Source organism: Candidatus Palibaumannia cicadellinicola (assembly GCF_001269425.1).
Classification (GTDB): Bacteria; Pseudomonadota; Gammaproteobacteria; order Enterobacterales; family Enterobacteriaceae; genus Baumannia; species Baumannia cicadellinicola_A.
On the sequence record NZ_CP011787.1, the window covers coordinates 228,107 to 244,196 of the forward strand.

At 32.3% G+C, this 16,090-nt stretch carries 13 protein-coding genes; 9 read left to right on the forward strand and 4 right to left on the reverse strand.

Annotated elements, in window-relative coordinates; all coding sequences use genetic code 11:
* Nucleotides 1-10: 10 nt before the first annotated feature.
* Nucleotides 11-496, forward strand: a complete 486-nt coding sequence (gene pyrI, locus AB162_RS01005) for an aspartate carbamoyltransferase regulatory subunit (protein WP_053097370.1) — start codon at nucleotides 11-13, stop codon at nucleotides 494-496.
* Between the two features lie 387 nt (nucleotides 497-883).
* Here the strand turns inward: pyrI and cspE are convergent, their stop codons facing one another.
* The 4 genes from cspE to clpP all read right to left on the reverse strand — a co-directional run bounded on the left by cspE (nucleotide 884) and on the right by clpP (nucleotide 6,194).
* Nucleotides 884-1,093 carry a transcription antiterminator/RNA stability regulator CspE gene (cspE, locus tag AB162_RS01010; protein ID WP_025244663.1) on the reverse strand — a complete coding sequence of 70 codons (210 nt, stop codon included), beginning with the start codon at nucleotides 1,091-1,093 and terminating at the stop codon, nucleotides 884-886.
* 508 nt (nucleotides 1,094-1,601) lie between these two features.
* On the reverse strand, nucleotides 1,602-3,950 hold the full coding sequence (gene lon, locus AB162_RS01015) for an endopeptidase La (protein ID WP_053096709.1): 2,349 nt from the start codon (nucleotides 3,948-3,950) through the stop codon (nucleotides 1,602-1,604).
* Nucleotides 3,951-4,143: 193 nt separating this feature from the next.
* Complete coding sequence (gene clpX / locus AB162_RS01020; protein WP_053096711.1) at nucleotides 4,144-5,412, reverse strand: ATP-dependent protease ATP-binding subunit ClpX; 1,269 nt, start codon at nucleotides 5,410-5,412, stop codon at nucleotides 4,144-4,146.
* A gap of 122 nt (nucleotides 5,413-5,534) precedes the next feature.
* Nucleotides 5,535-6,194 carry an ATP-dependent Clp endopeptidase proteolytic subunit ClpP gene (gene clpP, locus AB162_RS01025; protein ID WP_053096713.1) on the reverse strand — a complete coding sequence of 220 codons (660 nt, stop codon included), beginning with the start codon at nucleotides 6,192-6,194 and terminating at the stop codon, nucleotides 5,535-5,537.
* 436 nt (nucleotides 6,195-6,630) lie between these two features.
* On the opposite strand from clpP, the gene cyoA reads away from it, so the two are divergent.
* From cyoA to dxs, 8 genes are all read left to right on the forward strand, one after another.
* Nucleotides 6,631-7,527, forward strand: coding sequence for a ubiquinol oxidase subunit II (gene cyoA / locus AB162_RS01030; protein WP_053096715.1), 897 nt, complete (start codon nucleotides 6,631-6,633; stop codon nucleotides 7,525-7,527).
* A 4-nt stretch (nucleotides 7,528-7,531) separates the two neighbouring features.
* On the forward strand, nucleotides 7,532-9,505 hold the full coding sequence (cyoB, locus tag AB162_RS01035) for a cytochrome o ubiquinol oxidase subunit I (RefSeq protein ID WP_053096717.1): 1,974 nt from the start codon (nucleotides 7,532-7,534) through the stop codon (nucleotides 9,503-9,505).
* Nucleotides 9,483-10,106: a cytochrome o ubiquinol oxidase subunit III gene (gene cyoC / locus AB162_RS01040; protein WP_053096719.1), complete on the forward strand. Its 624-nt coding sequence runs from the start codon at nucleotides 9,483-9,485 to the stop codon at nucleotides 10,104-10,106. The genes cyoB and cyoC overlap by 23 nt, the downstream gene beginning before the upstream one ends.
* Nucleotides 10,106-10,426: a cytochrome o ubiquinol oxidase subunit IV gene (gene cyoD / locus AB162_RS01045; protein WP_053096721.1), complete on the forward strand. Its 321-nt coding sequence runs from the start codon at nucleotides 10,106-10,108 to the stop codon at nucleotides 10,424-10,426. Before cyoC ends, cyoD begins: the two co-directional genes overlap by 1 nt.
* 26 nt (nucleotides 10,427-10,452) lie before the next feature.
* Nucleotides 10,453-11,310 carry a heme o synthase gene (gene cyoE, locus AB162_RS01050; protein ID WP_053096723.1) on the forward strand — a complete coding sequence of 286 codons (858 nt, stop codon included), beginning with the start codon at nucleotides 10,453-10,455 and terminating at the stop codon, nucleotides 11,308-11,310.
* Nucleotides 11,311-11,365: 55 nt separating this feature from the next.
* Nucleotides 11,366-12,739, forward strand: a complete 1,374-nt coding sequence (locus AB162_RS01055; protein WP_053096725.1) for an MFS transporter — start codon at nucleotides 11,366-11,368, stop codon at nucleotides 12,737-12,739.
* A gap of 536 nt (nucleotides 12,740-13,275) precedes the next feature.
* Complete coding sequence (ispA, locus tag AB162_RS01060) at nucleotides 13,276-14,169, forward strand: (2E,6E)-farnesyl diphosphate synthase (protein ID WP_053096726.1); 894 nt, start codon at nucleotides 13,276-13,278, stop codon at nucleotides 14,167-14,169.
* Between the two features lie 35 nt (nucleotides 14,170-14,204).
* The gene (gene dxs / locus AB162_RS01065; RefSeq protein WP_053096728.1) at nucleotides 14,205-16,070 is read left to right on the forward strand and encodes a 1-deoxy-D-xylulose-5-phosphate synthase; all 1,866 of its coding nucleotides are present in this window, start codon (nucleotides 14,205-14,207) and stop codon (nucleotides 16,068-16,070) included.
* The last annotated feature ends 20 nt before the right edge of the window (nucleotides 16,071-16,090 follow it).

A 16,090-nucleotide genomic window follows, 5' to 3' on the forward strand; every position in this document is an offset into this window, starting at 1 on the left:
TTTTATGAATATGAATCAGCATAATAAACTACAGGTAGAAGCAATTAGCAGGGGTACAGTTATAGACCATATTCCGTCGCAGGTAGGAATAAAACTACTAAATTTGTTTAAATTAGTAGCAACAGATGAACGTATTACGATTGGTTTAAATTTACCTTCTAATAAGCAAGGGAAGAAAGATCTAATTAAAATAGAGAATGTATTCTTGACTAAGGAGCAAGCAAATCAGTTATCTATTTATGCGCCTTACGCTACAGTTAATCGTATTGATAATTACCATGTAGTATGCAAAAGTACTGTTACGTTACCTGATAATATTGATGACATATTTATGTGTCCTAATAGCAACTGTATTAGCCGTAGCGAACCTGTTGCTTCCGGATTCGGTATTAAAATAATAGGTAATAAAATTCATTTAAAATGTAAATATTGCGAAAAATTATTTGAGCAACGTGCGGTAGAATCTAGTCAGATGAATGACTTTATAAAAATATAAGTCATTTTATATAAATAACTTTCTATTATTAATATTAATTTGTTAATTAAAAATATTATTAACAACATATAACTAGTTGGTTTAATAAAAAAATGCCAATAAAGTTATAGAACCATCCATATATATATATTTGCAATATATATGATATTTATTTGTGGTACGATGATGTGTCTCTAACTAACTATAACTAACTAAGTTAGGGATTGATATATATATGCGGGCTGCTATGCTAGTGGTAATGTTACTTATTACTAATAGTATGTATTTATTTTATTGATATGTCTTATCGTTTTTTAATAACAAAACCCGCACTAGGCGGGTTTTATAATACAAAAAGCAACTATATACTAGACTATATACATACTACAATAAAACAACATGAAAATATTATATAGCAGTAACGTCAGCAGCCGATGGGCCTTTGGCGCCATTAGTTATTTCAAACTCTACGCGCTGACCTTCAGCTAATGTTTTGAAACCGTTACTCTGAATAGCTGAGAAGTGTACAAACACATCTTTGCTGCCATCTTCAGGGGTAATAAAACCGAATCCTTTGGACTCATTAAACCATTTAACGTTACCTTTAATCTTAGACATCAAACTAACCCTTAAATAAATTATCGACACAAATTCTGTGTCCAATAGTAGTACAGCAACTGATAAGCTTTTTGTCTAGTATTCTATAGTTAAACCGTGATAAATATTACTAAAATAACTGTTAATAGTATTATTTATATTGATATTTTATTGAAAATATCTTATTTATTGAATACTTCACAAAATATAATAAAATAAATATAGCTAGTAAATTATAAATTAATTTATGTATGTGTACTCACCTAAATACCTAGTGTACTTAATAAACTATCTGTTAGTAGTATGACGCTAGATAATATCTAGGTTCCTATTTATAAATTGTATCAACAATAAAATAACAAAAATATTGTCCCGAATACTTTTGTTGTGCCTGGACAAAACATTATTTTTTTACCTTAGCAGCTATATATGCGTATCAGAATATTAAAGCGGAAACTATAATTACAGTAATATATTAAACATATTTTTATTATTATAAATAAACATAATATAGATAATATTACTATAACTAATTCACAGGAGTATTTTCTAAAGCTAACAACAGTACTTCATCAATGCGTTTTACTAGTTTTATATTTATAGCATTACTAATAATAGTTGGTATTTCTTCTAAATGTTTTTTATTTCCGTAAGGAATTAAAACAGTATTAATCCCGCCACGATGAGCGGCTAGTAGTTTTTCTTTTAGACCTCCTATTGGTAAAATTTTACCACTTAGTGTGATTTCTCCTGTCATAGCTACATTAGCTCTTACTGGATTACCAGTAAGACTGGATACTAGAGCTGTACACATAGCTATTCCAGCACTAGGCCCATCTTTAGGTGTAGCTCCTTCTGGTACATGTACATGTATATCTATTTTGTCATAAAAATTATGATTTAGACCAAGTTTATCAGATAGTGCACGTACAACAGTAAGTGCAGCCTGAATTGACTCTTGCATAACTTCACCTAGAGAACCAGTGTAAGTTAGTTTTCCTTTGCCAGGAACACAAGCAGTTTCTATAGTTAGTAGTTCTCCGCCTACCTCTGTCCAGGCTAGGCCAGTAACTTTTCCAATGCTATTTTCTTCTTCAGCACTACCATAGTCAAAAATCTGGACGCCTAGAAAATCTTTAAGATTAGAAGCATTAATAGTAATATTTTTAATATTCTTATCTATAAGTAAAATTTTTACTGCCTTACGACATAGTTTAGCAATTTCTCTTTCTAGATTACGTACCCCTGCTTCTCTAGTATAATAACGAATAATACCAACTAATGCGCTGTCTTCTATAGTAAGTTCATGTTTTTTAAGGGCATTGCGTGCTAGCTGTTTAGCAAGCAGATGTTTACGAGCAATATTTATTTTCTCCTCTTCGGTATATCCTGATAAGCGTATAACTTCCATTCTATCAAGCAATGGCGTCGGAATATTCATCGAATTAGAGGTAGCTACAAACATAACATCAGAAAGATCATAATCCACTTCTAAATAATGATCGTTAAAAGTACTATTTTGTTCAGGATCTAAAACCTCTAGTAAAGCTGAAGTTGGATCACCACGAATATCTGATGACATCTTATCAATTTCATCAAGCAGAAACAGCGGATTTTTTACCCCTATTCTAGCAATTTTTTGGATAATTTTACCAGGCATAGAACCTATATAAGTACGGCGATGGCCACGTATTTCAGCTTCATCTCTTACTCCTCCTAGCGCCATTCTAACGTATTTACGACCGGTTGACTTAGCAATAGATTGACCAAGAGATGTTTTTCCTACTCCTGGTGGTCCTACTAAGCAAAGTATTGGCCCTTTTATTTTACTAACTCTTACTCTACTTTGTACCGCCAGGTATTCTAAAATACGATCTTTTACCCTATTTAATCCATAGTGGTCTAAATCAAGAATTTTATGTGCCTTAACCAGGTCTTTTTTTACTTTACTACGCGCATGCCATGGTACTGATAACATCCAGTCAATATAACCTCGGACTACAGTAGCCTCTGCTGACATAGGTGACATCATTTTTAGCTTGTATAATTCTGATTCTGTTTTTTTTCTAGCGTAATTTGGCATTTTAGCAGCTTCTATCTTACGTCTCAGAGTTTCGTATTCATCTGGTGCGTAATCCATATCGCCTAATTCTTTCTGAATAGCTTTAATTTGTTCATTAAGATAATATTCTCGCTGACTTTTCTCCATTTGTTTTTTGACACGATTCCGAATTCTTTTTTCTACTTGTAATAGATCTATTTCAGACTCCATCATTGCCATTAAATATTCCAGTCGCTCGGTAACATTTGTCATTTCTAATACTGACTGTTTATCTGCTAGTTTTAGTGGCATATGAGCAGCAATAGTATCAGCTAATTTGGCTGCATCTTCGATGTTATGAAGTGAAGTAAGCACTTCTAGTGGAATTTTTTTATTTAATTTAATATAACCTTCGAATTGATTAACAGCAGTACGAACTAGCACTTTCTGCTCACTTTCGTCTAGTTTTTGAACGTCACAATAATCTGCCTCAGCAGTAAAATGATCTCCGCTATCAGCTAATTTTATGATACGAGCACGTGTTAATCCTTCTACCAGAACTTTTACTGTCCCATCAGGTAATTTTAGCATCTGTAGAATAGATGATACAGTTCCTATTGCAAAAAGATCGTTAGTACTTGGTTCGTCAGTTAATGCTTCTTTCTGTGCTACTAACATAATTTTTTTATCATTATTTATAGCTGCTTCAAGACACCTAATAGATTTTTCCCTGCCTACAAAAAGTGGAATCACCATATGCGGATAAACCACCACATCGCGCAGAGGCAATACTGGGATTTCTATGCGTTCGTAACGCTCAGAATTCGTCGTATTCATAGAACTTTCTCTTATTTTAACTAACTTATTCAGCCAGATTATATAAAACTTAGCTTATACTACTACTTTTAAGTAAAGTGTATATGTATTTGAGTATATTGGGTCTAATCCATTACATTCAACATAAAATTAAAAAGTAGAATAGTAAAATTCTTAGGCCTTTAATTAAATTACTTATTTTATTCAATTTATCCTACGCCTGCTTAGCTTCGTTCTTACCATAAATTAGTAATGGTTCAGCTTGACCAGAAATTACTTTTTCATCAATAACTACTTTTGCTAAATTTTTCTTAGAAGGTAATTCATACATAGTGTCCAACAGTACATTTTCTAAAATAGAACGTAAACCACGTGCACCAGTTTGTCGCGCCATAGCTTTTTTTGCTATCGCTGTTAGGGCTTCTTCACTAAACTCAAGTTCAACACCTTCAATATTGAATAATGCCTGATATTGTTTAGTTAGCGCATTTTTTGGTTCACGTAATATCTTGATTAGTGCTTCTTCGCTTAATTCATTAAGGGTCGCTACAACAGGTAACCGACCTATAAATTCTGGAATTAAGCCAAATTTAACTAAATCATCTGGTTCTACTTGAGCTAGTAGCTGACATTCAGTTAAATTGTCAGAACTACAGTTAATAGTCGCGCTGAAACCTATACTATTGTTAGTATTAGTACGTCGTTCTATAACTTTCGATAGACCAGAAAAAGTACCACCGCAAATAAAAAGAATCTTTGAAGTATCTACCTGTAAAAACTCTTGTTGTGGATGCTTACGTCCACCCTGTGGTGGTACAGCTGCAATTGTGCCTTCAATGATTTTTAGTAATGCCTGCTGTACCCCCTCACCTGAGACATCGCGTGTTATAGATGGATTTTCTGATTTACGGGAAATTTTATCTATTTCATCAATATATACTATGCCAAGTTGCGCCTTATGCACATCATAATCGCATTTTTGTAGCAATTTTTGGATAATATTTTCTACGTCTTCACCAACATACCCTGCTTCAGTTAGTGTAGTAGCATCCGCCATAGTAAAAGGTACGTGTAGGAAACGTGCTAGTGTATCAGCTAGTAGTGTTTTACCACTACCTGTTGGTCCAATTAGCAGAATATTACTTTTTTCAAGTTCAATGCTATTATTAGCATTGTCATTACGTAACCTCTTATAGTGGTTATATACAGCTACAGCTAATACTTTTTTTACTTTTTCTTGACCAATAACATAATCATTCAGGTTATTACGGATTTCATGGGGCGTAGGAAGTACGTTAAGTTCACTAGGCAGTGCTAATAATTCCTTGATCTCTTCCCTGATAATATCATTACATAAATCAACACATTCATCGCATATATAAACCAATGGCCCTGCAATAAGTTTCCGTACCTCGTGTTGACGTTTCCCGCAGAAAGAACAACACAGGATCTTGTTTGCACTTTCTTTACGCTTATCTGTCATCAGTAAACCTCTTTAGTAAACCTATTTGTTGCACGCTCCTTAAGAGCGTAACAGTTACGGCTAATTTTAAAACCGGTTGTCGGAGGAGATCTACCTTACTTAAGTAGAACATTTTATTTTAATTAACTTAAATTTTTTGTGTATGTATTACCTGACATACGCTGACTCAATACTGAATCAATAATTCCATAGTCAACAGCTTCATTCGCTGAAAGAAAACGGTCACGTTCAGTATCTTGTTCTATGATATTTATATCCTTACCAACATGTTTTGCCATTAATTCGTTCATCCGTGCTTTTACTTTAAGAATCTCTTGAGCATGGATTTCTATATCAGTAGCCTGCCCATGAAAACCACCAATTGGCTGATGAATCATTATTCGTGCGTTAGGTAAGCAAAATCTCTTTCCCTTAGCACCAGCTGCAAGTAAGAATGCCCCCATAGAAGCTGCTTGACCCATACAAAAAGTACTAACTTCAGGTTTGATAAATTGCATGGTATCGTAAATTGACATACCTGATGTAATAACACCACCAGGTGAGTTGATATATAAATATATATCTTTTTCAGGGTTTTCAGCTTCTAAAAATATCATTTGTGCTACAATAAGATTAGCCATATAGTCTTCAACCCTACCGGTCATAAAAATAATACGTTCTTTCAATAGTCGAGAAAAAATATCGTATGAACGTTCTCCTTTTAATGTCTGCTCAACTACCATTGGTACCAAAGCCATATCAATTTTGTATTTAGTATTTTCGCCAACACCAAAATAGGACATAATTCTCTCCTAGAGAAGCATATTAATGGTTAGTTTGATCTAATATTATGATATCTAAGAAAAAAAGCCTGTCACCTAGGTATATGACAGGCTTGTATATTATGCTATGCTTACAATATAAAATACCACGTTAAAGTAGCGCTAAAATAAATAAGTAAAATATATTTGTTTGCTTTTTAGCATTAATATTATTAATTTTTAATTACAACTTTAATTTTAACATAAATTTTTTTAACAAAATACTATTTACATTTTGATAGCTGTTTAGCTGATATTTACCTCTTCTGTAATCCTTTAAGGATTGACCATACCATACTTAAATAAAATAACAAAAAAACATACTACAATGTGAAGCTTATTTACAGTGCTGTAACCTTACCGTAAAATACTAATATTCTTCAACATAAAGTTTTAGTTAATTTTTTTTAGGATTTAGATGATACTCATAAAAAACTACTATAATTCTAGTAGAGATATTATAGCAATTATTATTGCAATTACATTACTAAGTGGTTGTAGTGATTTAGTTTTAATTCATCCCAAAGGACAGATAGGACTAGAACAACGTTCACTTATTTTTACGTCTTTAGGACTAATGTTGATTGTGGTAGTACCTGCTATAATAATGGCAATTATATTTGCGATTAAATATCGTGCATCAAATATTAAAGCAACGTATAGTCCTAACTGGTGCAGTTCTACTAAAATAGAACTAATAGTATGGTCAATCCCAATTCTTATAATTATTTTTCTAGCACAATTAACCTGGACATCGACTCACTCACTAGATCCAAGTAAGCCAATTGCATCTAAAGCAAAACCTATTAATATTCAGGTAGTAGCACTAGATTGGAAATGGTTATTTATTTATCCTGAATATGGTATTGCTACAGTGAACGAAATAGCATTTCCTATTAATGTTCCTATTCATTTTGAGATTACCTCAAATTCAGTGATGAACTCTTTTTTTATTCCACAGTTAGGCGGACAAATATATGCTATGGCAGGTATGAACTCTAATCTAAATCTCATTGCTAATGAGCAGGGTATCTATAAAGGGATATCATCTAATTTTAGTGGTAGTGGATTCTCTAATATGAAATTCACTGTTATTGCCACTAAAGATATGGATACTTTTTATCAATGGTTAAAAAAAGTGAAAAATTCAAAATATCAACTAAGTACCATATATGATTATGAAAATTTAGCAGTACCTAGCGATAATAATCAGGTTAAGTACTTTTCAATAGTTAAACCATACTTATACAAACATGTAATAAGTAAGTTTCTGACTGAGAAAACATATCCCATTGGTATCAAGAAAAAGGAATAAAAAAATGTTCGGAAAGTTAACTTTAAATGCTATTCCTTACCAAGAACCGATAATTATGGTAACTATTGCCTTAATTATTATTATTAGCATAGCGCTAGTAACTACTATTACTTATTTGGGTAAATGGCAGTTTCTTTGGACAAATTGGTTTACTTCGGTAGATCATAAAAAAATTGGATTAATGTATATTATAGTAGCATTTATTATGCTACTACGTGGCTTTACTGACGCTATTATGATGCGTTTGCAACAAGTTTGTGCATCAGCTGGTGATGTTGGATTTTTACCCCCGCACCATTATGATCAGGTACTAACTGCCCATGGTGTAATTATGATAATATTCATGGCAACACCTTTAGTAGTTGGTCTTATGAATTTAATAGTACCGTTACAAATAGGTGCGCGTGATGTAGCTTTCCCATTTTTAAATTCTCTTAGCTTTTGGTTATTCATAGTGGGGGTTATTCTTATTAACTTATCTCTAGGTATAGGTGAATTCGCCCAAACTGGTTGGGTTGCCTATCCACCCTTAGCATCTAAGGAGTATAGCCCCGGGGTAGGAGTAGATTATTGGATTTGGAGTATCCAAATAGCTGGTATCGGTACTACATTAACTGGAATAAATTTTTTAACTACTATTTTACGTATGCGTACGCCTAGCATGACAATGATGAAAATGCCAGTATTCACTTGGGCTGCACTGTGCACTAATGTTCTTATTATTGCTGCTTTTCCTATTCTAACTGTCACTATAGCGTTGTTAACCTTAGACCGTTATATTGGAACTCATTTTTTTACAAATGATATGGGTGGCAACGCAATGATGTATATTAACTTATTTTGGGCATGGGGTCACCCAGAAGTATATATCCTTGTGCTTCCTGTTTTTGGTATTTTTTCTGAAGTTGTATCAACCTTTTCCAAAAAACCTTTATTTGGTTATAGTTCGCTAGTATGGGCTACTATTGTTATTACCTTATTATCTTTTTGTGTTTGGTTGCATCACTTTTTTACAATGGGATCTGGTGCAAATGTTAACGCTTTCTTTGGCATCATGACTATGATTATTGCTATCCCAACTGGAGTAAAAATTTTTAATTGGCTTTTTACTATGTATCAGGGTCGTATTGAATTTCATTCATCAATGTTGTGGACTATTGGATTTATTATAACATTTTCTATTGGTGGTATGGCTGGTGTACTGCTAGCTGTCCCAGGTGCTAATTTCGTTCTACATAATAGTCTTTTTCTGATTGCACATTTTCATAATGTAATTATTGGCGGTGTTGTCTTCGGTTGTTTTGCTGGAATTAATTATTGGTTTCCAAAATTTTTTGGTTTTACCCTAGACGAAAAGTGGGGTAAACGAGCTTTTTGGTTATGGATGATAGGTTTTTACGTAGCATTCATGCCTCTATATATTTTAGGCTTCATGGGTATGACCCGTCGTTTAAGCCAAAATATCGATGCAACATTCCATCCACTATTAATAAGTGCAGCAATAGGTACATTTTTAATTACATTAGGTATTTTTTGCCAAGTAATTCAAATTTTAGTTAGTGTACGTGATCGTAATGCTAATCGTGACCTAACAGGTAACCCGTGGGGAGGAACAACTCTAGAATGGAATACCTGTTCTCCTCCACCATTTTATAACTTTGCTATTATCCCAACTATAAATAATAGTGAAAATAACAATAAACAAAAAGCATATCAACCAATCCATATGCCAAAAAATACTAGCTTAGGAATAGTAATATCAGCCTTTAGTTTAATTCTAGGATTCACTCTTATTTGGTATATTTGGTGGTTAGCTATTATTAGTTTTATAGGTATTATTATTTTATGGATCATAAATAGTTTTAATAAAGATGTAGATTATTATGTTTCTGTAGAAAAAATTAAACATATTGAACAGAAGTATGCTAAACAAATAAGTGATGTGGACTTAAATAATGTCAACTGTGATAGTTTATAATCAGAACACTACTAATAAGACTCAGTCTTTACATAATAATAAAGATAGAGAAGCTAACATAATTTTTGGCTTCTGGATCTATTTAATGAGCGACTGCATCATTTTTGCTACATTATTTGCTACTTATGCAGTATTAAGTAATAGTGTAGCAGGAGGACCATCTAGTAAAGAAATTTTTGAATTACCAGTAGTCTTTGTTGAAACTTGCTGCCTATTATTTAGTAGTATGACTTATAGTATGGCGATATTAGCAATGTACAATGCTAAAAAATGCCTAGTAAATATCTGGCTATTATTAACATTGATTTTAGGCTTAATTTTTATTTTATTAGAAATAAAAGAGTTTAATAACCTAATTATTGCAGGATTCGGTCCTGACCATAGTGCGTTTTTATCAGGATTTTTTGGTCTTGTTGCAACCCATGGTCTCCATGTAATTTCAGGTATAATATGGATTATAGTCATGATAGTTCAGGTAGCTAGTAGTGGTCTTACTTCTTTAAATAAGACTCGCTTACAGTGCCTAAGCTTATTTTGGCATTTTCTAGACATTATATGGATTTTTGTTTTTACCGTAGTTTATTTAATGGGAGCAATGTAATGAAAAGACATACTAGCACCATTAACTATCACAGCTATCGAACTAATATAATAGTTTTTTTTATATCTTTGATCCTAACAATAATTCCATTTTACATGGTTATTAATTGTAATATACATAAAAAAACTTTAATATTAGTATTAATTATATGTGCAATAATTCAAATTTTATTACATCTAATTTTTTTTCTACATATCAACATATCATATGAGCATCAGTGGAACCTAATAGCATTAGTTTTTACTATATTAATCATTACCATTTTTTGTGTAGGTTCTTTATGGATTATGAATTACCTAAAACATAACTTAATGAATTAATTATCTGATGATATCAGATCAATATTATGCTTAAGCAATACTTACAAGTAATAAAACCAGTAATTGTTTTTAGTAATTTAATTTCTTGTTTTGGAGGATTGTCTCTTGCTTCAAAAGGAAATATTAATTATTTAATTTTTATCTTTACGCTAATTGGGGTTTTATTAGTAGTAGCATCAGGTTGTGTATTTAATAATATTATTGACATTGATATCGATAGTAAAATGGAAAGAACTAAAAACAGAATCCTAGTTAAAGGATTAATGTCTATAAAAAGTTGTATAATTTACGCTACAATTTTACTAATTACTGGTGTTATAGTAATATATATTACAGCTAACAATTTAACTATGTTGTTAGCTGTAATAGGTTTTATAGTATACGTTGGTATATATAGTATGTATATGAAACGTAAATCAGTTTATGGAACTATAATAGGTAGTTTAGCAGGTGCAGTACCACCAGTTATTGGATATTGTAGCGTAAGTAATGAGTTTGATACTGGAGCCATAATTTTACTGCTTATTTTTATTTTTTGGCAAATGCCACATTCCTATGCTATTGCTATTTTTCGTTTGAAAGATTATGAATTAGCTTCAATTCCTGTGTTACCTATTAAAAAAGGTATTAATGTAACAAAAAAACATATTACCCTATATATTATAGGATTTATAGTTGCCACACTGCTGCTATATTTTAAAGGTTATGTAAATAGCTATAAGTATTTAATTATAATGGGATTAATTAATTTATTTTGGTTATTACTGGTGTTACAGGGATATAAATCCCAACAACATGATGATGTTTGGGCAAAAAAAAATTTTTTATTTTCAATTATAGCTATTACATCGCTCAGTCTACTAATTGCTATAGATAAATTATAAAATAATAAGAACCATAACCTTGACCTTTCGCCTTCGTTTGGTTTGAAGAATAAATATGAACATTACAGAACTACGTGCTATCTGTGGATTAGGTACTATTTTTACATTGCGTATGCTAGGTATTTTTATGGTTTTACCAGTGCTAACTACCTATGGTATTAGATTACAAGGAGCTAACGTATCGCTAATAGGTGTAGCAATAGGAATTTACGGTTTTGTACAATTATTTTGTCAAATCCCGTTTGGTTTATTAACTGACAGATTAGGCTGTAAGCCGCTGATAATCAGCGGCTTATTAATTTTTACAATTGGAAGTATTATAGCGGCGCTAACTAATTCAATATGGGGGATAATTATAGGTCGTGCTTTGCAAGGAGCTGGTACAATAACTGCTGCTGTTATGGCAATGCTATCTGATTTAACTAGAGAACAACACCGTACTACAGCTATGGCTGTTATTGGGGTAAGTGTTAGCATAGCTTTTGCTATAGCAATAGTATTAGGACCAATTATTACTAATATAATTGGCCTCAGTGGTTTGTTTTTTTTGATTGCTGTTTTAACAATAGTTAGTATTTTAATTACACTTTTTATTGTACCTACATCACATCACCACAAAATTAACAGAAATGTAAGTATTGTTAGTGAAAGTATTAAAAATGTGATTACTAATAAGCAGTTAATAAAATTAAATTTCGGTATTTTCTGCCTACATACAATACTCATGTTAAGTTTTATCACCTTACCGCATATGATGACTTCTGCCAGCTTGTTACCTGTTGATCAGTGGAAAGTATATCTAGTAGCAATATTATTTTCATTAGCTACAGTAGTCCCTTGTACTATATACGCTGAAATGAAGCAATGTATAAAAACAGTATTTCTTTGCGGTATTACTATATTACTATGTTCTGAAATTATTTTATTATCTGCTGGTACAAATAAATGTATTGTTTTTATTGGTATTCAGTTATTTTTTGTAGCATTTAATATTATGGAAGCAATAATTCCTTATTTTATCAGTAAGGAAGCGCCAGCTGGTCTAAAAGGTACTGCTATGGGTATATATTCCACTAGCCAATTTAGTGGGGTGGCATTTGGAGGGATTATAGGTGGTTGGTTGTTTCAGCTCAGAGGAGCTGAACTAATTTTTTTAGTTGGAGTAAGCATCACACTAATATGGTTGTTAATTAGCACGACTATAAATGAACCACCTTATGTTATTAGCTTACGTATAGATATGCCATCAAAAATGAGTACATCTAAGAAACAACAACTAGTGCAAATTTTAATTGCTGAACTATATGTAATAGATGTTCTTCTAATACCAGAAGAGAATAGTGCTTATATTAAAGTTAATAAAAAACAAGCAAATAGTATACTTTTGAATAAGTTAGAGAAACTAGTTGCTAGTTATGATATTACATAAATTGATGTAATCAATTATTAACTCAGTTCAACTGAAGGACAAGATACTTTAACTTTAACATTATTCAATTATTTTTAACTTCAGTAAATAGCCTGTAATATACTAATAATACAAATTTCACAATATAGAACATAAATTTTTCTTTTATATAGATAGATTTTAGCCAAGTAGCTATCTTATAAAAGGTTAATTTTAGCTAAATTATAATAAGTAAATTATTTTACTGTTCGTAAGGAGTGATAATCTATATCAAACAATCATTTCTACAAAATTAGGCTGCTTTTTTTTATTTTTTTTAAGATAATTATATAAAAATATTACTAACATAAATAGCATTAATTAGTATTAGTAATTTACTTATTATGATAATTAAAATTTAATACTATATCTTGTTTGTAGATTAGTAGCTAAAATCTATAGTAGTAAGATTTATAAATAAAATATTATTAGCATTTTAAATAAATTATAATTATATTAATAATTAGTCCGAAACCTAAAACAAAATTATAAATTTATCAAAAACATAATCAATTACTATGATCCAATTTATCAGTGAGCTGCAAGAAAGCTGCCGTTGTGTAGATGCATTACTAGAGCGGTATCTTTACGCTATTTCTAGTAAACATCCAACTACGTTAGTCCAGGCGATGCGCTATGGGGTTCTACTAGGGGGAAAAAGGTTAAGACCTTTTCTAGTTTATCAAACAGGTAGATTATTTGGACTAAATCAGAATAGTTTGGATGCGCCAGCAGCTGCTATAGAGTGTATTCATGCTTACTCACTTATTCATGATGATCTTCCAGCAATGGATAATGATCAGTTACGACGTAGTAAGCCTACCTGCCATATAAAATTTGGCGATACCATTGCTCTCCTAGCTGGAGATGCACTACATACCTTAGCTTTTACAATTCTAGCAAATGCATCTATGCCAGCAGTTAAAACAAAAGAACGTTTAAAAATGATATCAGTGCTAGCTAAAGCAAGCGGGGCTGAAGGAATGTGTTTTGGTCAAGCTCTAGATTTAGATGAAAATCTAAAAAATAATTCAGCGGAATTGCTAGAAATGATTCATCGTAATAAAACTGGTGCGCTAATTCGTGCTGCAGTGCACATGGGAGCACTAGCAGCAGGAAAAAAAAGTAAACAAATCATTCACTATCTTGATAGTTATGCTGGAGCTATAGGCTTAGCATTTCAAGTGCAAGATGACATTTTAGATTTAATAAAAGATAACGAAAGGATTAGAAAAAATAATAAGTGTTCTCACAAGACTTATCCATCGCTACTTGGATTAGACATGGCACGAGCTAAAGTTATAGATCTATATAATGAATCGTTAACATACTTAGAAGATATTAAGGCAATAGGATATAATACTAGTATGTTAGTTAAATTAGCGCGTTATATTATTGAACGTAAAAAATAAAAAATATTTTATCATACGTTAATGATGAATATATAATGAGTATTGAGATAAAAAATTTTCCTACACTTGCACTAGTTGATAATCCTATACAGTTACGTATGTTACCTCAAGATAATCTACTAGCGCTATGTGAAGAGTTACGTAATTTTTTGCTTGCTAGCGTTAGCAAATCAAGTGGGCATTTTGCCTCAGGTCTAGGTACAGTAGAACTTACAGTAGCTTTGCATTATGTATATAAGACTCCTTTTGACAATATCATTTGGGACGTAGGTCATCAAGCATACCCGCATAAAATTATAACTGGTCGCCGTAATCGCATTGCTACTATACGTCAACGTAATGGACTACATCCATTTCCTTGGCGCGGAGAAAGTGAATATGACATATTATCAGTTGGTCATTCTTCTACTTCTATTAGTGCTGGTCTAGGCATGGCTGTTGCGGCTAAGTATGAAGACCTAGGTAGAAGAACTGTTTGTGTTATAGGTGATGGTGCAATTACAGCTGGGATGGCCTTTGAAGCTATGAACCACGCAGGCGATATGAAATATGATATACTTGTAGTATTAAACGATAACGAGATGTCTATTTCTGAAAACGTGGGTGCATTAAATAACCATCTTGCCAGAATGTTATCTGGTAAGTTTTATTTAACACTCCGTGAAGGTGGAAAAAAAGTATTATATGGAATTACACCTATTAAAGAATTGGTCAAACGTACTACAGATCACATAAAGGGCATAATTCTACCTGGTGGTACGCTATTTGAAAAGCTTGGTTTCAATTATATTGGCCCAGTAGATGGGCATGATGTCCAGGGATTGATACACACTTTAAATAATATGCGAAATATTAAAGGCCCTAAATTACTACATATTATTACAAAAAAAGGTTGTGGTTATGCTCCAGCTGAGCAAGATCCAATAACTTGGCACGTTGTACCTAAGTTTGATCCATTAATAGGCCTATTACCGAAACAAAAAAGCGAATTACTTACTTATTCAATGATTTTCGGAGATTGGTTATGTACTACTGCAGCTAATGATGACAAGTTAATTGCTATAACTCCTGCGATGCGTGAAGGATCTGGAATGGTAGATTTTTCCAAAAAATTTCCAAGACAATATTTTGATGTAGCTATTGCCGAACAGCATGCAGTAACCTTTGCTGCTGGGTTAGCTATTAGCGGCTATAAACCAATAGTCGCAATTTATTCTACTTTTTTGCAGCGTGCCTATGATCAAATTATCCATGATATAGCAATACAAAACTTACCTGTGCTATTTGCAATTGATAGAGGTGGGATAGTAGGTTATGATGGACCAACTCATCAAGGTGCTTTTGATCTTTCCTATCTGCGCTGTATACCAAATATGGTTATTATGACTCCAAGCGATGAAAACGAATGCAGGATGATGTTCCATACTGGGTATAATTATCACTGCGGGCCTAGCGCTGTCCGTTATCCACGTGGAAATGGTACTGGGGTCATCTTCAGTGCATTAAAAATATTACCTATTGGTAAGGGTATCGTGCGCCGCCAAGGTGTTAATATTGCTATTCTTAATTTTGGTACTTTATTAGCACAGGCAGAGAAAGTTGCTAATAAACTAAATGCTACTTTAGTAGATATGCGATTCGTTAAACCACTAGATACCGGGTTAATAACTAAACTTGCTGCTAGTAATCAAGCATTAGTTACTATTGAAGAAAATACAATTATTGGGGGGGCAGGAAGCGGAGTCAATGAATATATAATGCGCAAAAAACTACTAGTACCAGTTTTAAATATTGGTTTACCAGATTATTTCATTCCACATGGAAGCCAGGAAGAGATACGTACATCTATTAATATAGATAGTGATGGTATTCTTAAGCAAATTGAACAATGGTTAAGATAATTATCTTCATTACATATATA

What these genes read in the sequence shown, in the direction of transcription:
- AB162_RS01055 (WP_053096725.1), top strand. Translation starts at nt 11,366, where the DNA reads ATGAACATTACAGAACTACGTGCTATCTGTGGATTAGGTACTATTTTT.
- cyoD (WP_053096721.1), top strand. Translation starts at nt 10,106, where the DNA reads ATGAAAAGACATACTAGCACCATTAACTATCACAGCTATCGAACTAAT.
- cyoA (WP_053096715.1), top strand. Translation starts at nt 6,631, where the DNA reads ATGATACTCATAAAAAACTACTATAATTCTAGTAGAGATATTATAGCA.
- cyoE (WP_053096723.1), top strand. Translation starts at nt 10,453, where the DNA reads ATGCTTAAGCAATACTTACAAGTAATAAAACCAGTAATTGTTTTTAGT.
- clpX (WP_053096711.1), bottom strand. Translation starts at nt 5,412, where the DNA reads ATGACAGATAAGCGTAAAGAAAGTGCAAACAAGATCCTGTGTTGTTCT.
- cspE (WP_025244663.1), bottom strand. Translation starts at nt 1,093, where the DNA reads ATGTCTAAGATTAAAGGTAACGTTAAATGGTTTAATGAGTCCAAAGGA.
- pyrI (WP_053097370.1), top strand. Translation starts at nt 11, where the DNA reads ATGAATCAGCATAATAAACTACAGGTAGAAGCAATTAGCAGGGGTACA.
- cyoB (WP_053096717.1), top strand. Translation starts at nt 7,532, where the DNA reads ATGTTCGGAAAGTTAACTTTAAATGCTATTCCTTACCAAGAACCGATA.
- ispA (WP_053096726.1), top strand. Translation starts at nt 13,276, where the DNA reads ATGATCCAATTTATCAGTGAGCTGCAAGAAAGCTGCCGTTGTGTAGAT.
- dxs (WP_053096728.1), top strand. Translation starts at nt 14,205, where the DNA reads ATGAGTATTGAGATAAAAAATTTTCCTACACTTGCACTAGTTGATAAT.
- clpP (WP_053096713.1), bottom strand. Translation starts at nt 6,194, where the DNA reads ATGTCCTATTTTGGTGTTGGCGAAAATACTAAATACAAAATTGATATG.
- lon (WP_053096709.1), bottom strand. Translation starts at nt 3,950, where the DNA reads ATGAATACGACGAATTCTGAGCGTTACGAACGCATAGAAATCCCAGTA.
- cyoC (WP_053096719.1), top strand. Translation starts at nt 9,483, where the DNA reads ATGTCAACTGTGATAGTTTATAATCAGAACACTACTAATAAGACTCAG.